General features: G+C 37.9%; 30 protein-coding genes. 5 read left to right on the forward strand and 25 right to left on the reverse strand.

Annotated elements, in window-relative coordinates; translation table 11 throughout:
- Positions 1-59: 59 nt before the first annotated feature.
- Both ACXAE4_RS17325 and ACXAE4_RS17330 read right to left on the reverse strand, forming a co-directional pair.
- Entirely contained in the window at positions 60-200 is a 141-nt protein-coding gene (locus tag ACXAE4_RS17325; protein WP_013056833.1) for a hypothetical protein, read from the reverse strand.
- Positions 201-321: 121 nt separating this feature from the next.
- Positions 322-675 carry a YolD-like family protein gene (locus tag ACXAE4_RS17330; protein WP_033578844.1) on the reverse strand — a complete coding sequence of 118 codons (354 nt, stop codon included), beginning with the start codon at positions 673-675 and terminating at the stop codon, positions 322-324.
- Between the two features lie 248 nt (positions 676-923).
- Here ACXAE4_RS17330 and ACXAE4_RS17335 point away from each other — a divergent pair, with 248 nt between their 5' ends.
- Entirely contained in the window at positions 924-1763 is an 840-nt protein-coding gene (locus tag ACXAE4_RS17335) for a YitT family protein (RefSeq protein ID WP_028413534.1), read from the forward strand.
- A 31-nt stretch (positions 1764-1794) separates the two neighbouring features.
- Here ACXAE4_RS17335 and ACXAE4_RS17340 read toward each other — a convergent pair whose 3' ends face one another.
- From ACXAE4_RS17340 to ACXAE4_RS17425, 18 genes are all read right to left on the reverse strand, one after another.
- Positions 1795-2529 carry an ABC transporter permease gene (locus tag ACXAE4_RS17340; protein WP_475236490.1) on the reverse strand — a complete coding sequence of 245 codons (735 nt, stop codon included), beginning with the start codon at positions 2527-2529 and terminating at the stop codon, positions 1795-1797.
- A complete protein-coding gene (locus ACXAE4_RS17345; RefSeq protein ID WP_098626797.1) occupies positions 2530-3237 on the reverse strand; it encodes an ABC transporter permease in 708 nt (235 codons plus the stop codon).
- Complete coding sequence (locus tag ACXAE4_RS17350; RefSeq protein WP_047751073.1) at positions 3212-4147, reverse strand: ABC transporter ATP-binding protein; 936 nt, start codon at positions 4145-4147, stop codon at positions 3212-3214. The genes ACXAE4_RS17345 and ACXAE4_RS17350 overlap by 26 nt, the downstream gene beginning before the upstream one ends.
- Before the next feature lie 85 nt (positions 4148-4232).
- Positions 4233-5597, reverse strand: coding sequence for a HAMP domain-containing sensor histidine kinase (locus ACXAE4_RS17355; protein WP_028413538.1), 1365 nt, complete (start codon positions 5595-5597; stop codon positions 4233-4235).
- Entirely contained in the window at positions 5594-6262 is a 669-nt protein-coding gene (locus ACXAE4_RS17360) for a response regulator transcription factor (protein WP_028413539.1), read from the reverse strand. Before ACXAE4_RS17360 ends, ACXAE4_RS17355 begins: the two co-directional genes overlap by 4 nt.
- A gap of 83 nt (positions 6263-6345) precedes the next feature.
- Positions 6346-7341: a ketoacyl-ACP synthase III gene (locus ACXAE4_RS17365; protein ID WP_098626795.1), complete on the reverse strand. Its 996-nt coding sequence runs from the start codon at positions 7339-7341 to the stop codon at positions 6346-6348.
- Between the two features lie 108 nt (positions 7342-7449).
- Entirely contained in the window at positions 7450-8523 is a 1074-nt protein-coding gene (locus tag ACXAE4_RS17370) for a sulfate/molybdate ABC transporter ATP-binding protein (protein ID WP_289578895.1), read from the reverse strand.
- Between the two features lie 19 nt (positions 8524-8542).
- A complete protein-coding gene (cysW, locus tag ACXAE4_RS17375; RefSeq protein WP_108674642.1) occupies positions 8543-9409 on the reverse strand; it encodes a sulfate ABC transporter permease subunit CysW in 867 nt (288 codons plus the stop codon).
- Positions 9410-9421: 12 nt separating this feature from the next.
- Positions 9422-10258, reverse strand: coding sequence for a sulfate ABC transporter permease subunit CysT (cysT, locus tag ACXAE4_RS17380; RefSeq protein WP_033578840.1), 837 nt, complete (start codon positions 10256-10258; stop codon positions 9422-9424).
- Positions 10259-10352: 94 nt separating this feature from the next.
- Positions 10353-11417, reverse strand: a complete 1065-nt coding sequence (locus ACXAE4_RS17385) for a sulfate ABC transporter substrate-binding protein (protein WP_028413544.1) — start codon at positions 11415-11417, stop codon at positions 10353-10355.
- Between the two features lie 252 nt (positions 11418-11669).
- A complete protein-coding gene (locus ACXAE4_RS17390; RefSeq protein WP_013056825.1) occupies positions 11670-11822 on the reverse strand; it encodes a Fur-regulated basic protein FbpA in 153 nt (50 codons plus the stop codon).
- 347 nt (positions 11823-12169) lie between these two features.
- A complete protein-coding gene (locus tag ACXAE4_RS17395; protein WP_013056824.1) occupies positions 12170-12334 on the reverse strand; it encodes a YezD family protein in 165 nt (54 codons plus the stop codon).
- Positions 12335-12706: 372 nt separating this feature from the next.
- The gene (locus ACXAE4_RS17400; protein ID WP_028413545.1) at positions 12707-14086 is read right to left on the reverse strand and encodes a sensor histidine kinase; all 1380 of its coding nucleotides are present in this window, start codon (positions 14084-14086) and stop codon (positions 12707-12709) included.
- 1 nt (position 14087) lies between these two features.
- On the reverse strand, positions 14088-14762 hold the full coding sequence (locus ACXAE4_RS17405) for a response regulator transcription factor (protein ID WP_013056822.1): 675 nt from the start codon (positions 14760-14762) through the stop codon (positions 14088-14090).
- Positions 14763-14906: 144 nt separating this feature from the next.
- Entirely contained in the window at positions 14907-15794 is an 888-nt protein-coding gene (gene galU / locus ACXAE4_RS17410) for a UTP--glucose-1-phosphate uridylyltransferase GalU (protein WP_028413546.1), read from the reverse strand.
- A complete protein-coding gene (locus tag ACXAE4_RS17415) occupies positions 15791-16195 on the reverse strand; it encodes a GtrA family protein (protein ID WP_071275019.1) in 405 nt (134 codons plus the stop codon). The genes galU and ACXAE4_RS17415 overlap by 4 nt, the downstream gene beginning before the upstream one ends.
- The gene (locus tag ACXAE4_RS17420) at positions 16188-17153 is read right to left on the reverse strand and encodes a glycosyltransferase family 2 protein (protein ID WP_033578836.1); all 966 of its coding nucleotides are present in this window, start codon (positions 17151-17153) and stop codon (positions 16188-16190) included. Before ACXAE4_RS17420 ends, ACXAE4_RS17415 begins: the two co-directional genes overlap by 8 nt.
- Before the next feature lie 13 nt (positions 17154-17166).
- Positions 17167-19449, reverse strand: a complete 2283-nt coding sequence (locus ACXAE4_RS17425) for an ArnT family glycosyltransferase (protein WP_475236500.1) — start codon at positions 19447-19449, stop codon at positions 17167-17169.
- 241 nt (positions 19450-19690) lie between these two features.
- Between ACXAE4_RS17425 and ACXAE4_RS17430 the strand changes: the two genes are divergently transcribed.
- Positions 19691-20263, forward strand: a complete 573-nt coding sequence (locus tag ACXAE4_RS17430) for a GNAT family N-acetyltransferase (protein WP_014460341.1) — start codon at positions 19691-19693, stop codon at positions 20261-20263.
- A gap of 336 nt (positions 20264-20599) precedes the next feature.
- On the opposite strand, the gene ACXAE4_RS17435 is transcribed toward ACXAE4_RS17430, so the two are convergent.
- The 3 genes from ACXAE4_RS17435 to ACXAE4_RS17445 form a co-directional block, all read right to left on the reverse strand.
- Positions 20600-21472, reverse strand: a complete 873-nt coding sequence (locus ACXAE4_RS17435) for an STAS domain-containing protein (RefSeq protein WP_028413551.1) — start codon at positions 21470-21472, stop codon at positions 20600-20602.
- A 393-nt stretch (positions 21473-21865) separates the two neighbouring features.
- A complete protein-coding gene (locus ACXAE4_RS17440; protein WP_028413552.1) occupies positions 21866-22558 on the reverse strand; it encodes an LrgB family protein in 693 nt (230 codons plus the stop codon).
- A complete protein-coding gene (locus ACXAE4_RS17445; RefSeq protein ID WP_033578834.1) occupies positions 22528-22932 on the reverse strand; it encodes a CidA/LrgA family holin-like protein in 405 nt (134 codons plus the stop codon). The genes ACXAE4_RS17440 and ACXAE4_RS17445 overlap by 31 nt, the downstream gene beginning before the upstream one ends.
- Before the next feature lie 190 nt (positions 22933-23122).
- Between ACXAE4_RS17445 and ACXAE4_RS17450 the strand changes: the two genes are divergently transcribed.
- A complete protein-coding gene (locus ACXAE4_RS17450; protein WP_048021189.1) occupies positions 23123-23554 on the forward strand; it encodes a MarR family winged helix-turn-helix transcriptional regulator in 432 nt (143 codons plus the stop codon).
- A 105-nt stretch (positions 23555-23659) separates the two neighbouring features.
- The gene (locus ACXAE4_RS17455) at positions 23660-23941 is read left to right on the forward strand and encodes a hypothetical protein (protein WP_080754416.1); all 282 of its coding nucleotides are present in this window, start codon (positions 23660-23662) and stop codon (positions 23939-23941) included.
- A gap of 36 nt (positions 23942-23977) precedes the next feature.
- Here ACXAE4_RS17455 and ACXAE4_RS17460 read toward each other — a convergent pair whose 3' ends face one another.
- Complete coding sequence (locus ACXAE4_RS17460; protein ID WP_048021498.1) at positions 23978-24457, reverse strand: GNAT family N-acetyltransferase; 480 nt, start codon at positions 24455-24457, stop codon at positions 23978-23980.
- 217 nt (positions 24458-24674) lie between these two features.
- Positions 24675-26099 (reverse strand): phospholipase D-like domain-containing protein, encoded by a 1425-nt coding sequence (locus tag ACXAE4_RS17465; RefSeq protein WP_289578892.1) that lies wholly within the window; start codon positions 26097-26099, stop codon positions 24675-24677.
- A 172-nt stretch (positions 26100-26271) separates the two neighbouring features.
- Between ACXAE4_RS17465 and ACXAE4_RS17470 the strand changes: the two genes are divergently transcribed.
- Entirely contained in the window at positions 26272-26538 is a 267-nt protein-coding gene (locus ACXAE4_RS17470) for a hypothetical protein (protein WP_014460351.1), read from the forward strand.
- Positions 26539-26540: the final 2 nt, after the last annotated feature.

Consider the following 26540-nt stretch of genomic DNA (forward strand, 5'->3'; position numbering starts at 1 on the left):
AATGAGAGCCTATACATCAAAAAAGTTGTCCACCTTTTTGGACAACTCAAAGTGACCCATCATTTAAATAAAAACAGAAGCATATATAATATAGAAGCAAGGGCAGAAGAAATAGCCAAACTTGAGATAAAACGAACGAGTCTTTTCTTAATGAACTGCGTTAATTCAATTTCTCTTACTTGAGTTTTTTCATTTTGCATACAATATCCCTTCTTTAATCAAAATTTCCTAGTAGCTAAAAGTGACTACTCGCAGAATATGCTTTTATGTATTGTATGCAAGCGTTAAAAAAAAGATACAAATTCAACAAAAAAGCTACTCTTAGCTAGAGTAGCTTTCATCTTTCCATACATCTGCTTCAATTACTGCATCCGCTCGAATCGAATATGTATAACAAGGCCCTGTCACCATCAGCGTATTCGACTGCAGAGAAACTTTATCGATTGTCACTCGTTCATATCTTTGAATATGTCCTGCTTCATAGACGTGAAGGGTTACTGGATGATGCTCCGAGTAACTGTTCATAATGACATTTTCAATATGCTCAATCTTTTCTTTTTTCAACCCTAAAGACTGCTTATGCGCCTCGGGACTGTACATTTTCTTCATTTTCTCTAAATGCTCAGGCATTACTAACTTCGCATACTGTTTTAATTCATCTTGATACACGTTCATTCTCCCCCTTGACTCTTGCTTCTATTTTACCGAACGAACATTCTCATTGCAAAACTTTTTAATCAAAATAAAAGCAAACAATTCATTTTTTCATACTCCATAAAAACTGTCAAAAGATTTTATGTTGATAGCAGAAATTGATTTTTTAAAAAATAATAATATCCCATCTTTAATTCAGCCTCTAGAGTTGGTATAATACATTGTCATGACTGTGTTTTCGGAGTTTTTGATGATTGGAGGTAACGTTCATGATCAATAAAATAAAAGAAATTATCCTCATTATTCTAGGAAGCCTCATTTTCGCACTGGCCATTAATTATTTTGCTATTCCAAATGAATTAGCAGAAGGCGGCGTAACCGGTGTAACAATGATTACCTATTATGTACTAGGCTGGTCTCCTGGTATCACAAACTTTATATTAAACGGTTTGCTGGTACTGATCGGATACAAATTGCTTCACAAACGTGTGATTGCTTACACAATTATATGTATTATTTTCACATCTCTATTCCTACATATAACTGAAGGACTGGGAAATCCTCTTGACGATACGCTACTGGGGGCTATTTTTGCTGGTATTTTAGCCGGTGTAGGACTCGGGCTTGTGTTTAGAGGTGGCGGAACTTCCGGAGGCTCGGCAGTTATCGCCCGCTTAGCTAATCAATATCTAGACTGGAATATTAGCAAAACGATGCTAGCAATTGATTTATTAGTTGTAGCAAGCGCCTATTTTGTCATCGGTGGAGAAAAGACGATGTACACGGTTATTTCTCTTTATATCGGAACAAAGGTGCTGGATTATATTATTGAAGGACTCAACCCCCGCAAAGCAATCACCATTATTTCACACCGTTCAGCTGAAGTAGCCGAACAAGTTAACAAAAAGATGCAGCGAGGCGTCACTGTCTTTTCTGCTCATGGAAGCTATACAAAAGAAGCAAAAGACGTATTGTACGTAGTTGTGAACAAACAAGAACTATTAGAGTTAAAGCGCATTATTCATAAAGTCGATGAACAGGCTTTTGTGGTTGTCCACGATGTGCGAGACGTCTTTGGAGTAGGTTTTACTATTCCAAAAGCCAGCTAAAAACCCGCTGTAAAAAAGCGGGTTTTTTCTATTATATATGTTTGCGCTGAAAATACAGTAAACCTGCTACTCCAAAAAGCAGAAAGCTGCTTATAACAACCACTAAGAAATTCTGTGTAGTCAGCATCAACCCCCATGATGCTTTTCCAGTTACACCTAACATTCCATACATTGGCTGAGTCCATGGGTACCAGGGGCCAAATCGTTCAGAATTAGCAACGAATAAATTCGGTAGTGTTAAAATGACGTTGACTGTCAAAGATGCTCCAAAGCTAGAACATGCCATTGACACAGCTAGCATAAACGCAAGAACGGGCAACACCGCAACCCATCCGCCTAGCATATTTCCAGCTATCATCTTTAATGGCACAGCGCTCGGATAGTCTTTTAACATGCTAACTCCTAATAAAACAACAAATACAAGCACTTGAAGAATTCCCATGAAAGCTGCTGCTGTAATCAATTTTGCTCCGTATACCGATGTCCTTGTCACAGGAAGAGATAATAATTGCTTCCATCCTCCCGCTTCGTGTTCATACCGACAGATGAAGGATGTTACTAACCCGCCAATTAACGGATAAAACAGCAATTCGTGAACATTGGCAATCAAGGCATCTGCCATTGCCCATTTCATTCTCCCGCTTGGCATTGCCTGATCACCTACAAAAAGGATAATAGCGATTAGAATAGGACTCACAAAAAGGTACGTCCAGGCTTTTGTTTTAAACAATTTAAACGATTCTATCCTACATAATTGCAAAAACATTTAGGCCACATCCTTTTTGATAAAGTGCAAGGCGCCTGCAGCATATAGGAAAATACCGATAATTACACCTGCTATTATGTACATATTCCGATAGTCAGAAAACGCTAGCATTGGCCATTGCCAGAAAAACCAGCTCGGCAATTCTCTCATACCACTCATCGTCACACTCATCACAATACCTAGTGCAAGAGAGCGGCCTTGATTTTTAAAAAGCATAGATAACCATATTTGAATAGCTACAAATGGAATGGCAGAAAAAAACGGATAAAAGGTATACACGAAAAGATTTTTCCAAGAAGACGGAAAACCAAATCCTAACCACCAGCCTAACCCAATTATACCGATTAATAGAACAGCAGAAGCGATAAGTAGCATAAACATAACTACTACAAATTTTGCTGTATAAACACTCAGTCTGCTCACAGGTAAGCTCAGCAGCTGCTTCCATGAGCTTCTATGATATTCAATATGCGCTACATTTGAAGCAAGAATCGTTCCTCCCAGTAAAAAAGCTATTGGAAGCGTGATGTTTAGTTCATGAAAAAGACCTTCCCACACATTCGGATTTTGCTGAATTAAATATTCATATCGAACGCTATAATCAACTAGAGTTAAGCCAATTACACCCGCTGGACCTAAAAATAGTAAAAACCAGAGCCATTTTCTTTTTAACTTTATACACTCAGCCTGCAGTATTTTTGTGAACATATCTATTCTCCTCGCTTGTCAGCTTTAAAAAGATATCTTCTAATGATTTCGATTTTTCTTCAACTCGGTAGATTGAGACATTTTCTTGCACAAGCTGATAAACAAGATGTGCCACTTGCTCATGATCAATATAATCTAAAAGAAGACTATGTTTATCGATAGTAGGTACAAACCCGTTTGCTAATAGTATTGTTTTAGCCTTTTCTATCTCTCCTGTTGTAAATGCCACTTGATGCTTAGCTTTTTTGCGAAGCGATTCAATCGAGCCATTAAATAGCATCTTTCCTTTTGTAATAATACCTACTTGAGTCGCTAAATGGTCGATTTCATAGAGTAAATGACTTGAAATCAATACGGTAACTCCGTTTTCCCCTGGCATTTCTTTAATTAATGAACGAATTTCTTGAATTCCTGCAGGATCCAGTCCGTTGGTTGGTTCGTCTAAGATTAATAAACGAGGATTTCCAAGGAGTGCAGAAGCAATACCAAGCCGCTGTTTCATTCCAAGAGAAAAGCCTTTGACTGGGCGATTTGCTTCTTTTGTTAATTTTACAATATTTAGTACTTCATCCACTCTGTTTTTAGATACACCTAGTATTTTACGAAGTACCTCTAAATTTTCTCTTGCAGTTAAATGCGCATAATAGGAAGGGCTCTCTACAAGTGAACCTATCTTTTTTAAGGCTTGAATATGCTGCCTGTGATTTTTTATTCTTTCTCCAAACAGCTCAATTTCCCCGCTCGTTGGCTTCATTAGCCCGAGCAACATTCGGATCGTTGTCGTCTTCCCTGCTCCATTAGGCCCTAAAAACCCGTAGATTTCTCCTTCTTTAATGGATAAATTCACTTCATTTACAGCTTCTGCTCCTTTAAATACTTTTATCAGCTGAGTCGTTTTAACAATTTCCACTTTTATCACCTCTCCTTTACTATAAACAGCCAAAGTTAAGAGGACGGAAAAGAAAGGTTAAAATTCGTTTAAAAAAGCGAGTGAATTAATCACTCGCTTTGTACACAATTTGAATATCCGTTCCATGTTTTGTAGAATGAATTGACCACGTTAACTCCATTTCTTTAATCATCGCATCCACAATCGCTAGACCTACACCGTTTTGCTTCGTATGGCTATTCTTTTTAAAGCCTGACCCTTTATCAGAAATGGTGAGAGAAGATAAATCATGCTCTTGAACAAGACGAAAGCTAATAAAGTTACCTTCTTTGGCATGACGAATGACATTTTGACATAAATTATCTATTATTCTTTCTAACCACTGAACATCTCCGCGCCAATATATGGACTGAGAAGGCAGTTGAATATCCACTTCCATATTCTCTTCTTCAAATAATGGATACCATTGCGCAATGCTTTTTCTAAGAAATCGAGCCATATCAACTTCCTCTTCCCGATATGGATATTTTCCATTTAACAGCAGCGTATAGGAAAATAAATTATCTATTAAATCACTAACAAATTCTACTTTTGTATCAATTACCTCAAGAGATTGTTGAATGTTCAAGGCCATTTCTTCGTTTTTTAGCTGATAAATATGCGTTCGAACAGTCGTGAGCGGTGTTCGTAAGTCATGCGATAGACTCATAATTAAGTCTTGCCGCAGCTGTTCTTCTTGCTTCTCTCGATACCGGCTTTCATGAAGCTGTTTAACCATTTGATTAAAGGATTGTTCTAGCTGACCAATTTCATCCGTGGACTCAGATACAACAGGTAAAGGAATTCCTCGCTCGCCTTTGTTGTTCATAGCAGCTTGTAACACTCGCAGCCTTTTTCGAATTCGAAGAAAAAAGAACAGAGAAAGTACAATAAAAGAAAGCACAATAATAAAAACAAATCCTAAATAAATATTATAGTAGGCTGGGTCTAGCCTTTGAATAGGAGGCTCAACGGCTTTTTCTGGCACTTCAATGACCATAAAACCTTGCTTTTTATCTGTCCCAATAAAGGTAATAACCGTATACGGATTGTTTCCGTATCGTTTTTTTATAAATTCAGCCGTATAAGACGATGACCATTGCTTCGGAAGGGCTGCATGATAAGGAAGCGGAAGCTGTGTTTGTCCATCTTCGTTTACCCAGAACATTGAAGCTTCAGGGTATTTTTCTTTTAATAATTTTAGCTTTTGATTAATTGTTTTCTCATTTGCTCCTTCTAGCTTTCGGGCTTCTTCATTCCACATTTGTTCGTAGTAGCTTTTTCCTTTATACTCTTCATTTAATAATCCTTGAATATGCATAAAAGGGACGGTGATCAGCCATGAGCCTGCAAAAAATGATACCGGTATAATTAGTACAGCTGAAAGCATAATTAAGATATACTTCGTGATAAGAGACTGTGTAACGTTCATTGCTTTACCCTGTACCCAATCCCTCGTATTGTTTCAATAATTTCAGGCTTAGCTGCATTTTTCTCCAATTTTTCTCGTAAATAGCGAATATGTACCATTAATGTTTTATCTCCTTCTATATAACGCTCTTTCCATACTCCTTCATAAATTTGTTCTTTTGTTAAAATTTGATTTAAATGCTGAAGGAAATAAGTAAAAATATGAAATTGCTTACCTGTTAAACTAATTTCTTCACTTGTCTCTCTGTTCATCACGCGATAGTCTATCATCGAAATATGCAAATGTTTTACAATAAGCTCTTCTTTCTTTCTTGAAAATCTCCTTAACAATACTTCGAGCCTTGCAAGCAGCTCTTCTGGATGAAACGGCTTTGTGACATAGTCATCGGCAAACTCTAGCCCCATGATCTTATCTTCTAGGGCTGTACGAGCTGAAAGCATTAAAATCGGGACATCAGGTGCTAGTTTTTTAAGCTTTTTTCCCACTGTAAATCCATCTAACCCAGGCAGCATTACATCTAGAATGACAATATCCGTTTGTTTAATAAACTGACTGGCGATATCTCCTGATTGTAACCAAGTAACTTCATAGTTTTGCTTTTTAAGCTCATTTTGAATCATTAATCCAATTTCTTCATTGTCTTCAATGTATAAAACGTGATTCATGCGCACACCCCCTTTACTTCTTTTTCCATTTTATCGAATTCTTGTTAACGATAAAAGCCTAAAAAGCTAAAAGGCGATGCCTTTTAGCTTTTTTCTTTACACGTCCATTTAATTAACAAACCGCAATGCGTTAATCCTCCTCCAAACCCATAGAGAATAAGAAGGTCATTATCCCGTACTTTTCCTGTCATTATTCCTTCGTTCAAGGCAAGTGGAATAGAAGCTGAAGATGTATTTCCGCAGTATTGTACACTCGTTAACGTTTTATCCATTGAAACACCTGTTTTAGCACAAATAGCTTCAATCATCCGAAGGTTTGCACTGTGCGGAATAAACCAATTTACATCAGAAAGAGAAATGGAAGTACCCTTTAACAATGCTCCTACTCCTTTTGGAATCGTTCGGACAGCAAAGCGGTATACTTCACGCCCATTTTGAACTAAATTTCCGCTCGCGTTAATTTCTTTTCCTGAAAGAGTATCAGATAAATTAGAACGATATAAATTCACCCCTCCGCTTCCGTCCGTTCCGTAGTGACATCCTAAGAAACTTGGATTATGCTCATCGTATTCTACAAGCATAGCTCCCGCTCCGTCACCGAACAGCACGCAGGTGGCCCGGTCCGTATAATCTGTAATTTTCGACATGACTTCAGCACCAATAACTAAAATCTTTTTATGCAATCCGGACGTCACTAAGCCGTTCGCCACGTGAAGTCCATATGTAAAACCGGCGCATGCGGCACTTAAATCAAATGCAGCAGCTTGATCAATATGAAAGTAATCTTGAACCTGACATGCTACGCTAGGAAAAAAGTGATCCGGTGTTGTTGTCGAAACAATAATTGCATCTACATCTTCTATTTCTACAGCATATCGGTTGAGCAAATTTTCAACTGCTCGAATGGCAAGCGTAGACGTGTATTCGCCTTCACCAGCAATTCGCCGTTCTTTCATTCCCGTGCGCTGTACAATCCATTCGTCACTTGTATCAACCATTTCTTTTAAATGGTCGTTCGTTAATTTTTGCTTTGGTGTATATATCCCCATTCCTGTGATTCTAGCTTTTGATTGCATCATTTCTCCACCTCAAATCAGTTGATACTTAATTATAACACCTACTTTTAATATCTGGTACTAATTTATTAATAGATAAAAAGCGCAAAGGTATACCCTTCACGCTTTTTATCAAATAGAATAATCTTCTGGAATAAATACTTTTAGCTGCTTAGGCTTTACATACACCTGCTCTCCTACTTGAAGGCTGAGTGTTTTATAATGCTCTTTGCTTAATTCAGCTTCTAAAAATTCTTCTGCATCTTCTCTTTTTAATTCAATTTGCACGATAGGTCCTATCACATGAATATGGCTAACGGTTGCAGAAACGGCATCTGCGCTTGTTTTTACTTTTTCAAGGTGAATATCATGAGGTCGCACATATCCAACAGCTGCTTCTTCATTTCTTCCGCTAAATTCTGGAACATCCATTTCAAAGCTTCCTTGTTTTAGCCTGCCTTTATGAATGCGACCCTTAAATAAATTGACGTTTCCTAAAAAATCGTACACAAATGGACTGTTAGGATGATCATATACTTCCTCAGGACTTCCAATCTGCTCAATTTTCCCGTTGTTCATTACAACAATACGATCAGCTACATCTAAAGCTTCTTCTTGATCATGCGTAACGAATATACTCGTAATATGAAAGTCATTATGCAATTTACGCAGCCATCTGCGTAAATCTTTACGAACTTTCGCATCCAAAGCGCCAAAAGGTTCATCTAATAGCAGTACTTTCGGTTCCACTGCTAACGCTCGAGCAAGCGCTACTCGCTGGCGCTGTCCTCCCGATAATTGAGAAGGATAGCGATTTGCAAGCGGCTCTAGTTTCACAAGCTGCAGCAGCTGAGTTACTTTCTTGTTAATGTCCATTTTAGAAGGTCTTGTTTTTTTAGGTCGTACTTTTAAACCATACGCAATGTTATCAAACACAGTCATATGCCTGAACAAAGCATAGTGTTGAAAAACAAACCCTACATTCCGCTCTTTTGGATTTACGTGCGTAATTTCCTTTCCATCAAATAAAATAGCTCCTTGGTCAAGATGTTCAAGACCGGCAATGATGCGAAGCAAAGATGTTTTTCCAGAACCGGACGGACCGAGTAAAGCTACTAATTCACCCGTTTGAATATCAATGTTAATAGAATCCAGCGCTTTAAAATCACCAAAGTTCTTTGATACGTGCTTAATATGGATACTCATCTCATAAGCTCCTTCCTTTTTAAATATGTTTGGCTTTCCACTCAATAATGTTTTTTATAATTAATGTAAATATAGCTAAAACTGACATTAAAGATGCTACCGCAAACGCTGCTGCAAATTGATATTCATTGTAGAGAATTTCAATATGAAGAGGCATCGTATTTGTCATTCCTCGAATGTGCCCCGACACAACGGAAACAGCTCCAAACTCTCCAATCGCCCTCGCATTACATAAAATGATTCCATATAATAAGCCCCATTTAATATTAGGTAATGTCACTAGAAAAAAAGTTTTGAAACCGCTGGCTCCTAACGTTAACGATGCCTCTTCTTCGGCTGACCCTTGAGCTTGCATGAGTGGAATCAATTCTTTGGCAACAAACGGAAGCGTTACAAAAAGGGTAGCTAATATAATACCGGGAATAGCAAAGACAATTTTGATGTCGTGATTAAACAGCCATTCTCCGAACAACCCTTGTGCACCAAATAATAAAATAAAAATCAATCCAGCAATAACAGGCGAAACGGCAAATGGTAAATCAATAAGCGTAATTAAAATATTCTTTCCTTTAAAATCAAACTTCGTAATTAACCATGCAGCTACCACGCCAAAAACGGCATTTAACGGAACGGTAATCAGCACAACGATTAACGTTAGTTTAATAGCAGCCAGGGCATCTGGGTTTGTAATCGCAGCGAGATATGTTTCCCACCCTTTTTGAAAGGCTGTTATAAAAATCGTGATAAGCGGAAGCACTAAGAATAGAGCTAAAAAAGCCAGTGCAATAAATGTAAGCAGCCACCGGACGACTTTGGGCTCTTTCAAACTAGAATGAGTGATTTCAACAGTCGTTTTTGCGTGCTGCATTGGAACATGTCCTGCCAATGTCATCCCTCCTTAACTATGTATAAATTTACGATTTGTCCACCATTGAATAATATTAATAAGTAATAACAGAAAAAATGATACAACGAGCATGACTGATGCAATAGCAGTAGCTCCCGCATAATCGTACTGCTCGAGTTTTGTCATAATAATAAGCGGCGTAATTTCAGTTTTCATCGGCATATTTCCAGCAATAAAAACAACGGACCCATATTCTCCAAGCGCTCTTGCGAATGAAAGAGAAAAACCTGTTAAAACAGCCGGCACCAGCTCCGGAAAAATAACTTTTCTGAACGTTTGCATTCGGCTGGCTCCTAAACTAGCAGATGCTTCTTCGATTTCTGCATTAAAGTTTTGCAATACCGGCTGCACCATTCGGACGACAAACGGCAGACCAATAAACGTAAGAGCGATAATAATTCCGATAGGCGTAAATGCGATTTTAAACGTAAATAATTGACCAATCCATCCTTTCGGAACGTAAAGAGTGGTCAAGGCAATGCCGGCAACAGCCGTTGGCAAGGCAAACGGCAAATCTACAAGTCCGTCAATAAACCTCTTTCCAGGAAAATGATACCTCACTAATACCCACGCAATAATGGTTCCAAAAATAACATTAATGATGCCGGCTGCAAATGCTGCTCCAAAACTTAATTTATACGACGCTACTACTCTAGGTTCTGTAACAGTTTTAATAAAGTCGCTCCATCCCATAGATGCCGTATTTAAAAAAATCATAGCTAACGGAAAAAGCACAAGGATACTTGCATAAAACATCGTAAAACCTAAAGAAAGCCCAAATCCAGGTAAGATGCTTTTCTTTTTTTTCTGTCGTTGTAACACGCTCACGTCTTACACCTCTCTCTGCTTTCAAGATACATGTACACGGAAGATACGAATCACCATTCGTATCTTCCTCGTTCTACTTTTTTAATGAATCATATTACTTTGGCTGATAAATCTGATCGAATGTTCCCCCATCATTAAAATGCGTTTCTTGAGCTTTTTTCCAGCCGCCAAAATCTTTAATAGTGACTAGGTTAAGCGAAGGGAATTGATCTTTGTGTTTCTCTAATACTTTTTTATTTCGAGGACGATAGTAGTTTTCCGCTGCGATTTCCTGACCTTTTTCTGTATATAGGTATTTTAAGTATGCTTTTGCTACCTTTGTCGTGCCTTTCTTTTCAGCTACTTTATCTACTACAGCAACAGGTGGCTCTGCTAAAATACTTAATGACGGTGTTACAATTTCAAATTTATCTTTTCCTAGCTCATTTAACGATAAGTAAGCTTCGTTTTCCCATGCAATTAACACGTCTCCAATGCCTCGCTCTACAAAGGTAGTGGTAGCTCCGCGTGCGCCTGAGTCTAACACTTCGACATTTCCATAAAGCTTACTCATGAAGTCTTCAATCTTTTTGTTATCGCCGTTATATTTATCCTTCGCATATGCCCATGCAGCTAAATAATTCCAGCGCGCGCCTCCAGAAGTTTTTGGATTTGGCGTAATAACAGATGTACCTTTTTTCGTTAAATCATCCCAATCTTTAATTCCTTTTGGATTTCCTTTACGAACTAAAAAAACAATCGTTGATGTGTATGGTGTAGAATTATGAGCCAATTCTTTTTCCCAGTCTTTGTTTAATAATTGACGAGTTTGAGCGATTTCATCAATATCGTAAGCAAGCGCCAGCGTTACTACATCCGCTTCTAAACCGTCAATAACTGCTCGGCCTTGCTTACCAGAGCCACCGTGTGATTGCTGAATAGTGACGTCTTGCCCTGTTTTATCTTTCCAATAAGACGCAAAGCTCTTATTGAACTCCTGATAAAGCTCACGTGTAGGATCATATGAAACGTTTAAAAGTTCTACTGGTTTTTTTGAATCGTTTTTACTCGCAGAACTATCTTTCCCTGCTGTTTCAGTAGATTTTCCATTGCCGCAACCTGCTAGCACCACGAGCAGTGCTGTCAGCACCATTAAAAACTGAACTGCTTTTTTCTTCATGTTTTACTCCCCTTTTTATAAAAAAATACAAAAAGGCCGCTATCTCTTAAAAAAGAGAAGCAGCCTTCAGTTAGTCTGATCAGCGTATATGCTCTTAAATTATTCTTATTAAATTTATTCGTAAGAATAAAAAGAAGATACTTTCTGAAAAGACAATTTATTCTTGTTTTTATAATAAACACACTTTACCCATTAGTCAACTAGGTTTTGAATCTTTTTTACACTTATTTTAGTTCTTTTTACGTATTTTCCTTACTTACTGCGTGCCTGATACTCTTTTTCTAAGTCAGAGAGTGTGAGTTCAAAAAGATGATGATTTTCTTTTTTATAAATCCCTTTTTTCAGTAACTCTTCAATGAGGTATTGTTTTCTTTGGCGCACCGCTGCTCGTAATAAATTTTCCATCTTTTCTCCTCCTATTATATTAATTTAAGAATAAAAAAAAGACTCCTAACACAGGTCAGAAGCCTTCGGTAATCCGATCAGCACAGGAATGAAACTGTCAGATCTTCATAATTTTAAAACGTATAAAGCTGCTGCTTTAGCAGCTTTACACTTTTCATCGTCATACTCATACAACCTATAACTCAATTTTAATTCGAAAAATTCTAAATCTTCAACCGAAAAGAAAGTCAATTCTTCTTCGAATGCGCACGTTTTCTATATTTAATACAGTACTTGCTTGCCCCGCCGTCAAGCGTTCGCTATCTAGACAGGCCCTTCAGTTTCTCTAAATACGTATTGAAATAGGCTTATTTGTGGCTTGCTACTTTGCTTTTAGCTAAAAAGCGGTTTTTTTCCGTGCTGTCCACTTGAGTAATTTGTCCGTCGTGAAGAGTAATTAGTACAGACCCATAGTTGATTTCAGTTAGTAATTTAACAATATAATCTAATTTTTCTTGTGTAATTGAAGCCATTTTATCATTCTCCTATCCATAGATAAATTTATATTTTAGTTGCAGTTGAATAAACAAAGCGAACAACATCTATAAGTACTTGTATAATGTGCAGAAGATAAATACATCGTAATCCTCCCCATATGTTCAGTTGAAGATTGAGATTTTAATGACCACAACCAATGTACAGAAAAGGCCCACACCAGTAGCGAACAAGTATGAGCCTTCGGTTGACCGATCAGCTTCTTTAGCATCCCAATTTTTTCAAAAGATTTATACTATCTATATTATTTACACTTTACCTATATGTCAAGTAGGGATTAAAAAAATAAATAGATATTATTAATTTTTTTTATATCTTTGACCTAATAAAAAAGACTCATCTGCATGAACTTACACAGACGAGTCTTTTTTATTCCTATTTTTTTGGATAGGCAAAGTTACCGTAAAGATGCTTCCTTGTTCTTTTTTGCTTTCAACACGTATTGCGCCCTCATGCAGTCGCACAATTTTTTTTGTAATAGCTAGACCGAGGCCGCTTCCTTTTAACGTTCTGGATTTATCTACTTTATAAAAGCTTTCAAAAATATATTTTTGATCTTCTTCGATAATACCAATTCCATTATCCTTTATTTTCACGTCTATTTCTTCGTTTTTTTGATGAATGGATATTTTCACAAATCCATTTTCAGGCGTATATTTAACAGCATTTGTTACTAAATTTAGCCAAACTTGCTCTAACAAATCTTTATCTGCTTCTATTTGAACATTGGATAAATCAAGGTCAATTTCTATATTCTTTTTTATCCACTGAGGTTCTAAAGCCATGACCACATGCCTGATTTGTTCATCTAACCGGTATTGCTGCAGCATTAGCGTTTGATGTTCAGAGTCAAGAGAAGCAAGCTTTAACAAATTGGAACTAAGCTGAGATAGTCTTGTACTTTCTTTTTCGATAATCGTTAAATATTGTATCTTTTTATCTTCACTGACGATATCATCTTTAAGTGCCGCTGAAAAACCGCGAATAGAGGTCAGCGGTGATTGAATTTCATGGGAAACGCTAGCAATAAACTCTTGCCTCATCGTTTCTATTTTGTTTAATTCTTTAGTCATTTGATTAAAGTTTTTAGTTAACAGACCAATTTCATCATTCGCTGCGTGCTCGACTTGCACATTGTATTCGCCTTGTCCGACAACTTTCATCGCTGTACTGAGACGCTTAATCGGTTTAATAATAATCGTTGAAACATATGCAAACAATACAATACCTACTAATAAAATCGTAATAAGCTGGATATTTTGAACATCTTGAATAACTGAAAATTGCCGCTGTGGATGAGACTGAATAAATAGAGCATACGACCGTCCATTTTCTTTAAAAGGGAGACCCACTACGTTTGGCTGTGGACGATCACCTTTTTCCTCGTTTAAATTAGAATAACGCTTCCCACCTAATACTTGATCTACTTCTTTCGGTGTAATTGGAATAGGCGGCCCCGGCTGTCCTAATACTTTCTCTTTATGCTGATCATCAATAATAATAAACGAAAAATGAATGAATGATGAATTAGATAAAAACCTTGCAGCTTTATCGGAGTCTTCTGCTCCGTACAAATCGATAAAATCTTCTCCCATCTTCACCATATCCTGACCTAATCGCATTTCGAGCTTCTGCTTGCTAAGAAATGTCGTGACAACAACGGTAATCACAACGCTCAATAAAATTGTAATGATGAACGATAGAACCAGCTTTACATAAATTGATTTCACGTTAACACCCTTCTGCTCTATAGCCTAGTCCGCGAATTGTTTTGATTTCCATACCGACGTTTTTCATATGATTAAGCCTCTCTCGCAGACGTTTTATGTGAACGTCTACCGTGCGCTCATCACCTTCATAATCATATCCCCAAATTAATTGAATAAGCTGATCACGAGTAAAAATCTTTCCTGGAGAACTAACTAATGTGAACAGTAATTCAAACTCTTTTAACGGCAGCTGTTCGCTTGTTTCTCCTGCACTCATCTCTAATTTGGTACGGTCCAATTTTATATTCCCCATATAAATTACATTGTTAGCTTCTACTCGGTACCTGCGTAAAAGGGCCTTTACACGAGCAACCATTTCCTGAGGATCAAAAGGCTTCACGACATAGTCGTCTGTTCCGATATCAAATCCTTTTAGTTTATCATGCGATTCGCCTCTAGCTGTTACCATCAAAACCGGTATATCAAAATACTCCTTAATTTCCTTTGTTAGTTCCCATCCGTCTTTAAATGGCATCATGATATCAACGACCGCTAGATCAATTCGAAACTCTTCCATTTTCGCCCACGCTTCTTCACCATCTGCTGCTTTTATAATTTTAAATCCTTGATTTTCTAAATATAATGATATCAGCTCTCGAATGTGTTGATCATCATCTGCAACTAATATTTGAATCATACATGTCTCTCCCTATTCCTAAGTTTGTCCAGCTTTTACGCACAGTAAGCTCTCTGTTTATACCAAACAGAGAGCCACATAAGATCATACAATGATTTTATACTTCAAATATGAACTGAATATGAACAAACTGATTAACTCTTATTAGCTGAAGTTGTTTGCTCGTTCTTTTTCTACAATTCCTTCCAAATACGATAAAAACGTTTGACGTAAATCTTTACGCTTTAACCCCACTTCTACCATTGCTTTCATATAGCCTACCTTATCTCCAATGTCAAAGCGCTGCCCTTCAAGTTCAAGAGCAAACAATCGCTCTTTTTCACATACGACGCGCAGTGCATCTGTTAATTGTAATTCATTTCCTACCCCTCTTTCAATCGTTTTTAGATAAGAAAAAATAGAAGGGTTTAAAATGTAGCGGCCCATAACGGCAATCGTTGACGGAGCTTGTTCTATTGATGGTTTTTCAATCAAGTCATTCACTTCATGAATGCTGCCAGATTTATTTCTCGGCTGAATAATGCCGTATTTTGATACTTCTTCCACATCCACTTTTTGAACTCCAATAACTGATTGATTAGTCGTTTCATACGCTTGAATCATCTGTTTGAGCGCAGGTTCTTCAGAAGTCATAATATCGTCTCCAAGAAGAACGGCAAACGGCTCATCTCCAATAAATTGCTCAGCACAAAGAATAGCATGACCAAGTCCTAACGGCTCTTTTTGACGAATATAGTGAATACTGGCCATTGATGAAATCGTTTGTACTTCTTTTAACATTTCGAACTTGTGCTTTTCTTCAAGCATTTGCTCTAGTTCAATTGATTTATCAAAATGGTCTTCAATTGATTTTTTATTTCGACCTGTAATAAAAATAATACTTTCAATACCTGATTTCACAGCTTCTTCTACAATGTATTGTACAGCAGGCTTATCGACAATTGGCAGCATTTCTTTGGGCTGCGCTTTTGTCGCTGGCAAAAATCGAGTTCCTAAACCGCCTACTGGAATAACTGCTTTTTTTATCGTCATATATGAATCCCTCTTTCTTTTTTAGTAGTAAATACAAATAATTTGGTGCCAATAAAATTGATACCGACACTTACGATTGTAATTAAAAGTTTACTGATTAGCAGTGGTATACCCCATTTATTATATAGAACAGTCAACAGAAAAGATGTTAGGGATAAAGTGATTAAATTCACGATCACGAATGAAATCACTTCACGCTTACTGCTTTTTTCTTTTTTCTCAAACGTCCATTTACGATTCATGACATAACTGTTTAAAATGCCCGCACTGTATGAAATCCACTGCGCTAGTATGTAGTTCACACCGATTGTTGTTAAAAGTGCGTATACTGCAAAATCAATCAGTGTATTTACCACTCCTACTAACGCAAATTTAATCAAGGGTATCCATTTGTTAGTCACGAAGTGATACTTCCTTGCGTGTTTCAAGCTGATACTTTTCACGGACGATATAGAGTGGACGATTTTTTGTTTCATCGTAGATGCGGCCAATATATTCTCCAATCATACCAAGAATGATTAAAATGATGCCGCTAAAGAATAGCTGAATGACAATTAATGACGACCACCCTGTGATGGTGCTGTCTGTAAATAACTTCAAATACAGCACCACTAAAAGATAAATAAAACCAACACCTGATAGCGTTACACCAGCATAGCTAGCTAGCTTCAGCGGTTTATAGGAGAAAGACGTAATGCCATCCATTGAAAGCTTCAGCATCTTTTTCAAAGGATATTTTGACTCCCCGGCCAAACGCTCGTCTCGCTCATATTCTACTGCTATTTGCTTAAAGCCAACCCAGCTTACTAATCCGCGAACAAAGCGATTTTTTTCTTGAATGCTATTCATTTGATTGCACACTTTACGATCTAGCAAACGAAAATCCCCTGTATCGAGCGGAATATCAATATCGGTCATCGCACGTAAGAAACGATAAAACATAGCCGCTGTTTGCTTTTTAAAATATGTTTCTCCTTTTCGCTTTGTACGCTTAGCGTATACAACGTCAAATCCTTGCTTCCATTTTTCAATCATCTCTAAAATTAATTCGGGCGGGTCTTGCAAATCAGCATCAATCACAACGACCGCCTCTCCTCGTGCATAATCCATACCAGCTGTAATAGCAATTTGATGACCAAAGTTACGGGCAAAATCTAATAAAACAACCGCTGGGTCTTGCTCACTGTACTCTTTAATAATTTCTGCCGTTCGGTCTCTACTGCCGTCGTTCACGAAAAGAAGCTCGTAAGCTTCTTTCGTTGAACGCATCACTTCTGTTAGACGGCGATAGGTTTCATGAATCACTTCTTCTTCGTTGTAGACAGGAACAACAATAGAATATTTAATAATTGAACTCATGTTCATGTCCTCCTTATTTAAGCGTTATTTCGTATAATGTTCCGTTTCCAGATGGTCCTTGCTGAGAACTTGATGAAGTAGACTGCCATTTGGAAGAAGGGATCTCCTTACTATTTTCTTTAATCCACGTGATAACGTCAGATTGGCCTCCCTTACCCATTCCAGACAGGTAGAAATATTTCACTTCACCTTTTTTAATCATAGATTTTAATTTACTCACCGTTAGAATTGGATCTGAACCGCTAAATCCTCCCATTGCCATGACTGGCTTGCCCGTTTTGATAATGTAAGGCGCAGCTGAAGTTGAATCCGTTGTGGCAAATAAATATTTTTCGCCTGTATTATTTTTTGTTAAATAGTTTAGTAGCTTTGTGTTTACTTCTGCGTTCATCCCTCCACTTTTTCGTTTTGAAGATGATAATTTGCTTGAAGAGCTACTTGGCATTTGCATTTGACCATTATTTTTGGACGAGCCTCCTGGCATTTGACCGCTGTTTGACGATCCGCTTGGCGGCTGCATTTGACCATTATTGGACGAACCGCCCGGCATTTGCATTTGACCGCCGTTCGATGAACCGCTTGGCGGCTGCATTTGATTGTTTGAAGATGAATTGCTGCCAGAGCTTCCTGGAGGCTGCATGCCGTTAAAGCCAGACTGTTTGCTATTTGTAGCTGTGCTTGGAGGTCCTCCCATACCGCTTGAAGAATCAGGACCTGCTGCTGGAAGCATGCTATTTCCACCATAAATAATTGGTGTCATCGCCCAGTACGCCGGCATTGCAAGCAAGACAACCATTGCTGCTACTCCTAAATAATTCGTTACAGAATTTTTACGCTCTTTACGAATAGCTAAAACAAGAGCTAAAATGACGCCCAGTGCCCCTACACCTGCAATTGGCGCTACGCCGATTGAGCTGACATAAGGAGACATGATATATACTTGAAGCGCTGCTGTTGTTAAAATACCACTCGGCAGCAGCCATGATTTCCAGCCATTATGCTGTTTGTACATACTCCATAAAGCTACTGCTCCCGCTCCTGCAAATGCTGCGATTGGAGGTGCCAGCATAATTAAATAATACTGATGGAAAAATCCTGCGATACTAAAGAAAACAGCTACCGGCAGCAGCCAAGCTAACCAAAATAAACTTTCTTTTTGTTTTGCCGTGTAAGGTCCTTTAAATTTCACTCCAGCAAATAGACCCACGATTGAAAAGATTACAAATGGCAATAACCAGCTGATTTGATCTGATAACCCTTTTTGGAACAGTCGGAATGGACCAGGGTTCCCCGTGTTGAACATTCCGTTTTGATTTCCTCCATCTGGATCCTGCATCTTTTGAGAAGAGCTGCTCTTGCTTTGATTTGAGCTTTGTGAAGACTCAGCATTTGAATTACTCGTTTGTTTTGTTTCACTGCTTGCTGTTTGCTGCTGAGCTTGAGCAGGCTGTTTATGACTGCTTCCCGTCACGCTTGTATTTCCAGTTAAACGATTGATACCGTTATATCCAAAAGCAAGCTCTAGAACTGAATTTGTTTGACTGCTTCCCATATAAGGACGCTTATCAGCCGAAGTTGAATCTACTACAACTGCCCATGAGACAGAAACAGCAAGCATCAGTGCAGTTGCTGTTGTTAAAAAAGCAATTTTCTTTTTCCACGTAATTTTGGTTGCCACTACATAGAAAACATAGAATGCTGGTAAAACCATGTATGCTTGAAGCATTTTCATGTTAAATGCAACACCAATCATCGCAAAAGCCGCTAACACCCAGCCAAATTTAGCTGTACGCACAGCACGAAACAACATCCACGTTGCTACTAATAATGTAAACACAAGCATACTATCAATATTATTTGTTCGGCTTACCGCGGGCACAATCGGCGTCAGAGCCATCGCAAGAGCAGCAAACCTCCCAGCCCATACGCCAAACGTACGTTTCACGAGTACGTATAGTAAAAGAACTGAACCGATGCCTGCTAATGCTTGCGGTAAAATGACGCTCCACCCGTGAAATCCAAATATTTTGGCGCTAATTGTCTGAATCCAAAACACAACCGGCGGCTTATCAATGGTTACATAGCCTCCTGGATCAAAAGATGCGTAAAAGAAATTATGAAAACTTTGAAGCATACTTTTGACAGCTGCCGTGTAATAAGCGTTGGCGTATTCATCTGTCCAAATTTTAAATAAGTTCAAAAACGCTGCAATTAAAACAATTGGAACTAAAAATAAGTCTATTCTTTTTTTGTTTGAAGTCCGTTCTTCTTTCACTTCACTGTTCATGTGTTTCATTTCACTCCTTCGTAATTTCTGACTTTAGTCTAACAAGCTTATGTGAACTGATTATGAACAGTGAAAATAATGTTTTTATTTTTTAAAAAGCTATTTGACCTCTTACGCTCAGCAATGAAATATTTTACAATTAAAGAATCAAGTACATGAAATGAAAAGGGTCTTTCTTGGATGCTGCAGCTTCTATGAAACATTCTTATCAACACTTCATCCACTTCTTGCTGAGAAAGGAGACAACTTTATGATTCAAGTAAAAGATATATACGGAAATTTACCCACACTAGAAACAGAAAGACTCCGCTTGCGGAAAGTTACCAAAAAAGATGTGCGTGACATGTTTGAATATGCCTCAAATGAAAAGGTAAGCAGATATGTAAATTGGGAAAAGCACCGAAAGCTTCAAGATACAAAAGAGTTTGTTTCCTTCGTTTTAAAGCAGTACAGCAACCAATCCATTTCTCCTTGGGCTATGGAAATCAAAGCCCTGAAAAAATGTATTGGCACCATTGACTTTGTCACTTGGAACCCTACTCATCGCATTGCGGAAATTGGCTATGCGATTTCTGAAGCATATTGGAATAAGGGATTTGTTACGGAAGCAGCTGAAAAAGTAATTGCGTTTGGATTTGAAGAAATGGATTTAGTGCGCATTCAGGCGAGGTGCTTTGTTGAAAATGCCGCTTCTGAGAAAGTGATGAAAAAAATCGGTATGTCTTATGAAGGAACAATTCGAAAAGCCATGTTTATTAAAGGAGCTCATCAAGACTTAAAGTTATATTCAATCTTGCGAGAAGAATACACGCGTAACGCGTAGAAAATGTATAGAATACTTTCCATAACACAGGCTAACTTGAACACTAACTCTTCCTTTTGAGGTGAACAATGTTGGAGCAAGCAATTCAGCATTTAGACTTATCTGCACACGGTTTGTGGTTTCCGATTACCGTTAGTTTATGCTTATTTATTCTTGCCCTTGTTTTATTTAAACGGCTGGTTTTTTATCTATTCAATAGCGGTATACTTCCTCGTTTATGCTTTTGTGCTGCCATGGCATATCGCATTTATTAAGTAAAAAAGCGGATGTTGATTAACATCCGCTTTTTTACTATGCACTTACTTTCTACATGCTGAAATCCATATTTATGGCCGGTCATTTTATGCGCCGCGATGACACATGCGTGCGGCTATGCTCTTCAGGACGTGTAAACCCAATTTTTAAAAGCGCCGCTTCTAAATTTGCTTCTGTTTTAATTTGATTAAAATCAATTCCTAGTTTCACTACCGTTTGGGCAATTTCCGGTCGTATCCCCGTTATAATAGCTTCCACTCCCACCAATTTAAGCGATCGATGAATTTTAAAAAGATTGTCTGCTACCATTGTATCAATAATCACGACACCTGAAATATCTAAAATAAGATAAGATAATTGAAGGCTTGTCCCTTTTTTCAAGCAGGTTTCCATAATAACTTGTGAGCGGTGGGTATCAATTTCTCCAATAATCGGCATAATAGCAATCCCTTTTGTGACAGGTACGAGTGGAACTGAAAGTTCTTCTAGTGACGTATAAGCTAAATTCATCATATATCGATTATGCTCGTCATAAATTTGACCAAAAACACATGTTACCGTATCTAAAAGTGGATCAATTCGTTCACTGACATGCAGCATGGTAATTGCCGCAAACTGATGCTCCTCTAGTTCTCTTGTAAATACATCCCAAATAACGCTGCGATAGATTGGAAGGATACCTAGTGCTTTTTCTAAAGGAATATTTTTTTCCACTGCATATTTACCCGTATCAAGTGCCCATTCTTTAACAAGTTTAAGTACAGCCTCCTGTTCTTCAAATAGAGATCTCCCAAAGTATTCCATAATTGACACTCGCCACTTCAGAATTTTCTTTTCTTTCAATTCCTCTAGACTTAGTGTATGTGTAGCATCTAAACGTTCGGCTAATTTTTCTGACAAGCTATATTTATGTTCAAGAATCTTTTTTCCTATATACACGAGCTCCTCTTTCATAAAATACGTTCAGCTCCTCTTTTCTGCTATTTTTACTGCGTATACAACCTTGACTAAGCCTACTTATCCATCCGAAAATTGACTAGCCTTCCTAAAAATAACAAAAAAGCGGTTATTTTATGAATTTTCTTTCTTTTTATTATAGTACCAGAGTAAGAGCCGCACAACTTAAAATTTGCTTCGGAAAAAATTTATGCTTTTATATAAAAAGCGAGATGGGGGCATAACGAAATCAACAGTTAGAAGCCAGTACATACATTAAATCTACGTTTACGATGAGCATAAAAAAACACGAACTATCCATCACCTTTCAATAGATCGTTCGTGTTCAACTTTAACTAACATACTTTTGTCTCAGCCTCGTTTTTTATATTCACTTTCTTTTATCTCGCCTTACACTTGGAATAGCCAGACAACAATTGGCCCAAAAACGGATCCTAATACAGCGCTTAACGTCATTGATACTGAACTCATCGATACCGTTAGCTCACCGTATTCAAATGCTTTAGAAGTTCCTAGCGCATGAGAAGCACTGCCTAATGCAATTCCTTTTCCTAAAGAACTCTTGATCCGAATCCATTTTAAAAGTAGCGGTCCAAGGATTACTCCAGAAAAACCTGCGATCATAACAAATACCACGGTCATCGATGGAACGCCCCCTAGCCCTGTGGCGATCTGAATCGCTACAGGAGTAGTAATAGACTTAGGAATAATGGATAAAATCAGGCTTCGATCAACGCCAAATACTTCAGCAAACACAAGTCCGCTGATCATGCCTGCGAATAACCCTACAAATACCCCTCCAATAATAGGAACGCTGTATTTTACTAGCATCTCACGCTGTTTATAGAGTGGATACGCTAATGCAACAACCGCTGGTCCTAGAAGTGAATTAATCCATTTGCCTCCAATCATATACTCATCATAGGAAACATGAAAAGCAAGCAAAAGAAGAATAACGAATATGGTTGTAGTTAAAACAGGAATAAGAATCGGATAGGAGAACCGCACGTATACTTTTGCCATGACTAGATACAAAGCAACTGTAGCTACGATTATAAAGACCGCGATAAAGAATTCTTGCACTGTTGTTTCTCCTTTCGTTTGTTCGCTTTCTTTTCCAAAAGTTGGCTGGCAGTCCCTGCAGCGGCCATCGTAACAATCGTACTAAGCACAATAATTAAAAATAAAACCGCTCCGCTGCTTGAAAGAAGCGAAGGATAATTCATCACACCTGCCATAGCTGGTATGAATAATAGCGGTAAAAAAGATAACAAGAAACTTGCTCCGTCTTCAATTATTTTGATGGGAACAACTTTGCACGTTAAGCAAATGAGCATTAAAATTAAGCCTATAATACTGCCTGGAATAGGTAGATGAAGCATATGGTGAACAGCTTCGCCAATCATAGAAAAAGCATAAAGAATCGCAATTTGTAAAATGATTCGTATCACTTTCATTATAGGTCACTGTCCTATAAATAAAGAACAGCTGCCCTCCTCTCTTTATTTTGTCATGTTGTCTAACATTTAACTATATAAACACCTTTACTTTACCTACTTTTACTTGTACTATACAACTATATATACATTTGTATTATACAAGTATATATTTCTTTGTCAATGAATGATTTTGTAAGGGGCGATTATAATGCAAGAAAAGAATTCAATTGAATTGATTGAATATGAACTTACTACCTTTATTAGACGAGCGGTCTATCTTGATAATTCCGAAAATAAAATAGGAAACCTAGAAAGATCAGCTTATTTATTGCTGCGGCAATTAGATGAATTTGGACCAGCTCGTGTAAAAGAACTGGCAGAAGCATTTAAACTCGACATTTCAACTCTTTCTAGACAGGCTGCTGCTTTAGAAAATAAAAAGCTTATTTCTCGCTCCTCTGATCCTTCGGATGGACGAGTCAGCCTATTTGACATCACAACACACGGGAAACAAATGCTGCAAACTGATAAGCAAATGCGCCTTGAACGCTATCATAGTATGTTAAAAAAATGGTCAAGTGAAGAAAAGGAGCTATTTGGCAAACTATTAATGCGGATGAATGACGCATTTATCGATTAAATAGAAATTCATGAAAATTAGGCTACTGCTGCAAGGTGTTTGTCCCTTTCTCTTTTCTCTTTTTTGCATTTAATGTAAAGAGACTATTGAAAAGGATGTATGATTATGTCTGTTCCGAATAAACGGAAAGCCACGCCCTGCCTCTTCCCCGGCTATAAATGGTGTGGCCCCGGATGCAGTGGTCCGGGATGTCCTGTAAATGATGTAGACTGCTGCTGTAAATACCATGATTTATGCTATGAAGATTACGGATCATGCCGCTCATGTGATGAGCAATTTCTTGAGTGTCTTTGCTCCAAAGCAAATCCTTACAGTTTAAAAGGAAGACAGGCATACGCTATGTATACCTATATGCGGCTGAAGTTAGCTTTAAAACAATATGACTAAGCAGAAAAGAGGTGAATTAAAAAATTCATCTCTTTTTTATGCCATTTTATCCGTATGAATCCAAAAGCGTTGAACAATAGCCCCGTCCTCTTCTATATAATCCTCGTCTTGTATACCACCGTTTGCCAGAATAGTTCGACGAGAAGCAGTGTTCCAATCATCACACACAACTAATGCCCGTTGAACTCCCAGCTTTTTAATCTCTTGAAGAGATAACCTCAGTAGCAGCTTGGCATATCCTTTTTGTCTTTCACTTGGCCGAATACCATACCCTATATGTCCTCCGCTGTTTCGAAGTATTTCACTTAGCTCATGGCGGATATTAACTACGCCTATTACTCTTTCGTGATGCATTAGCCAGTAGGTGGAATCGGGTACAAATCCTTTTTTTAATCCGATCCCTTTTTCTGCATCTAATAACTCTTGAACCATTTTTTCAAAGTAAGCAGGATCTTTAGCAATGACCCACGGAATCATTTTTTCTCCGCTTGCTTTCCATTCATGATAAAAGCTCATATAAGCCTTTTTATAAGCTGCATCTGGTTTAATTAAAACAGCGGCTTCCACGTACCTTCCTCCTTTTTGTTTATTATGTTTATACTACCTAATTCTCCCAATAAATAAAAGAGGATAATTTACGTGATGTGATCGTTGTATGAGCTTATTTATAAAGTATGTAACAAAAAGTACTCAATGAATGTTCATTGAGTACTTTTTTTCTACTGCCGGTTGTTTAAATAAACTCCTTAAAAAACCTCGTTACTTTTGCAAGGGTATACAGTAAGGTACGCTTCATAACAGGCTCTTCTTTCTTTTGGATTTCAGGAGGTTTAACCCAGCGCTTGTGATTGGCAATAAGAATACTTTTATCCATTTTGTTTTCCATCGCCTTTGTCAGCTCTTTTGCAAATTCTTGACTATCGATAATGACCATTGATTCATTATTCAAAAACGTAGAACGGGAATCTAAATTGAAAGAGCCTACGGCGCTAAGTCTTTGATCATAAATCACAGATTTGGCATGGATGGAATAAGGTCCTTGGTATTCGTAAAGCTTTACACCTGTCTTCATAATCATATCACGCATACTGATATACCCGGAAAAAGCCAACACATTGGGCGTAGATGTAACTGAATTTGTGAGTAGCGTCCATTGAACGTCTGGCTTCTTTTTCATTGCTGTATACTTTCTCATCGCATTGGTGGGCACCACATAAGGACTTTGAATAAGAACAGAGCCGTTAGCTGCTTCTGCCAGGTTAATAAACGTTTTCCACATAAAAGGTCGTTTATTAAAGCGTTCAATTGGATTATGAATAAAAGAAACACGCTTTGTAGGAACGGTGGAATCATTCCAATTAATCTTAGGCGTCGCAAACGTTTCTCCTACTTGCTTAGCTTTATCATATTGCTGCAGCAGCAAAGCTTCCATCCTCTTTCCCTGATCGACCTGGTACTGTGTGAGATGATGAAAAGCTTTTTTAGTGTAAGGATGAGCCCATAATTCATTTATATAATTTTGCATTTGAGTGATGACGCTATCTTGTTTATGTTTGCTGTTTGTAATAAAGACATCACGATCATAGACGAAGTCTGGAGGAGGCTTTTTAGCCAAATATTTGTCCCCTATATTCCGTCCTCCTATTATGCCTAGCTGTCCGTCTACAACCATTATTTTGTCATGCATACGATTTTGCCACGCCCAAGGTTTAAACAATTGAAATGGTTCGTAATACTTCACTTCAATATTAGGATGTGAAGCTAATGCATAGAGCACGCCCCTTCGGTTTCCCCGTAAGCCGTTAGCTATCCCATCCAAAAGAACCCGAGTATGGACGCCTCGATCAGCTGCTTTAAAAAGAGCGGCCATAATTAAATCAGTTGACTCTCCTTTTCCTATTGAGTAATAAGCAATATCAATCGATTTCTCAGCTTCTTGAATCATTTGAATACGAACTCTTCCTGCCTCATAACCATCTTCAAGAAGTCTCACTCGATCCGTAGACTCACTGTGACCAAAAAAGCTAGCCGGTTTAATTGAGGTCGTTTCCTCACCTGTTTTTAAAGGTACATAAAAGAGAACCACCGCCGTTATAACCACATACAGAATATATAAAGATAAAATAATAAGTAATCCTTTGAATGCTATTTTTATCATCACAACTCCAGCTTTTTGTCTTTTTCTGTTATCGTTCACAAATAATGATCATTACATGCAAGAAACTGCTTCCTTGATTGCTTTGCGCTTTGTTCTTTTGACACATTTATTTTTTCTGATTCACTATTTGTATAGTATGCTAGTACATATCATAGAAAAAAGGATGATGGTGATGGAGGAATATTCTTTTCGTTTTCATATTACAGATTCTTACCCTTTGCAAAATGAAAACGATAAAATAGAAGCTGTTGTACGCACCAAAATCAAGCATGCGGAGCGAGGATGCTTGTATGAGGGGTATCTTCGTGTTCATATCACTAAAATCGGGGTATTTCCCGTGGCAAAAGATATTGCTGAAGCGATTAGCGTTCGTTCGCTTCGTCAGCAGTTAGCGGCCGAATTAAAAAGATACGTACGGCCGCACCGCAACTTTTTATAACT

Source organism: Priestia sp. ABM2_011, assembly GCF_056158845.1.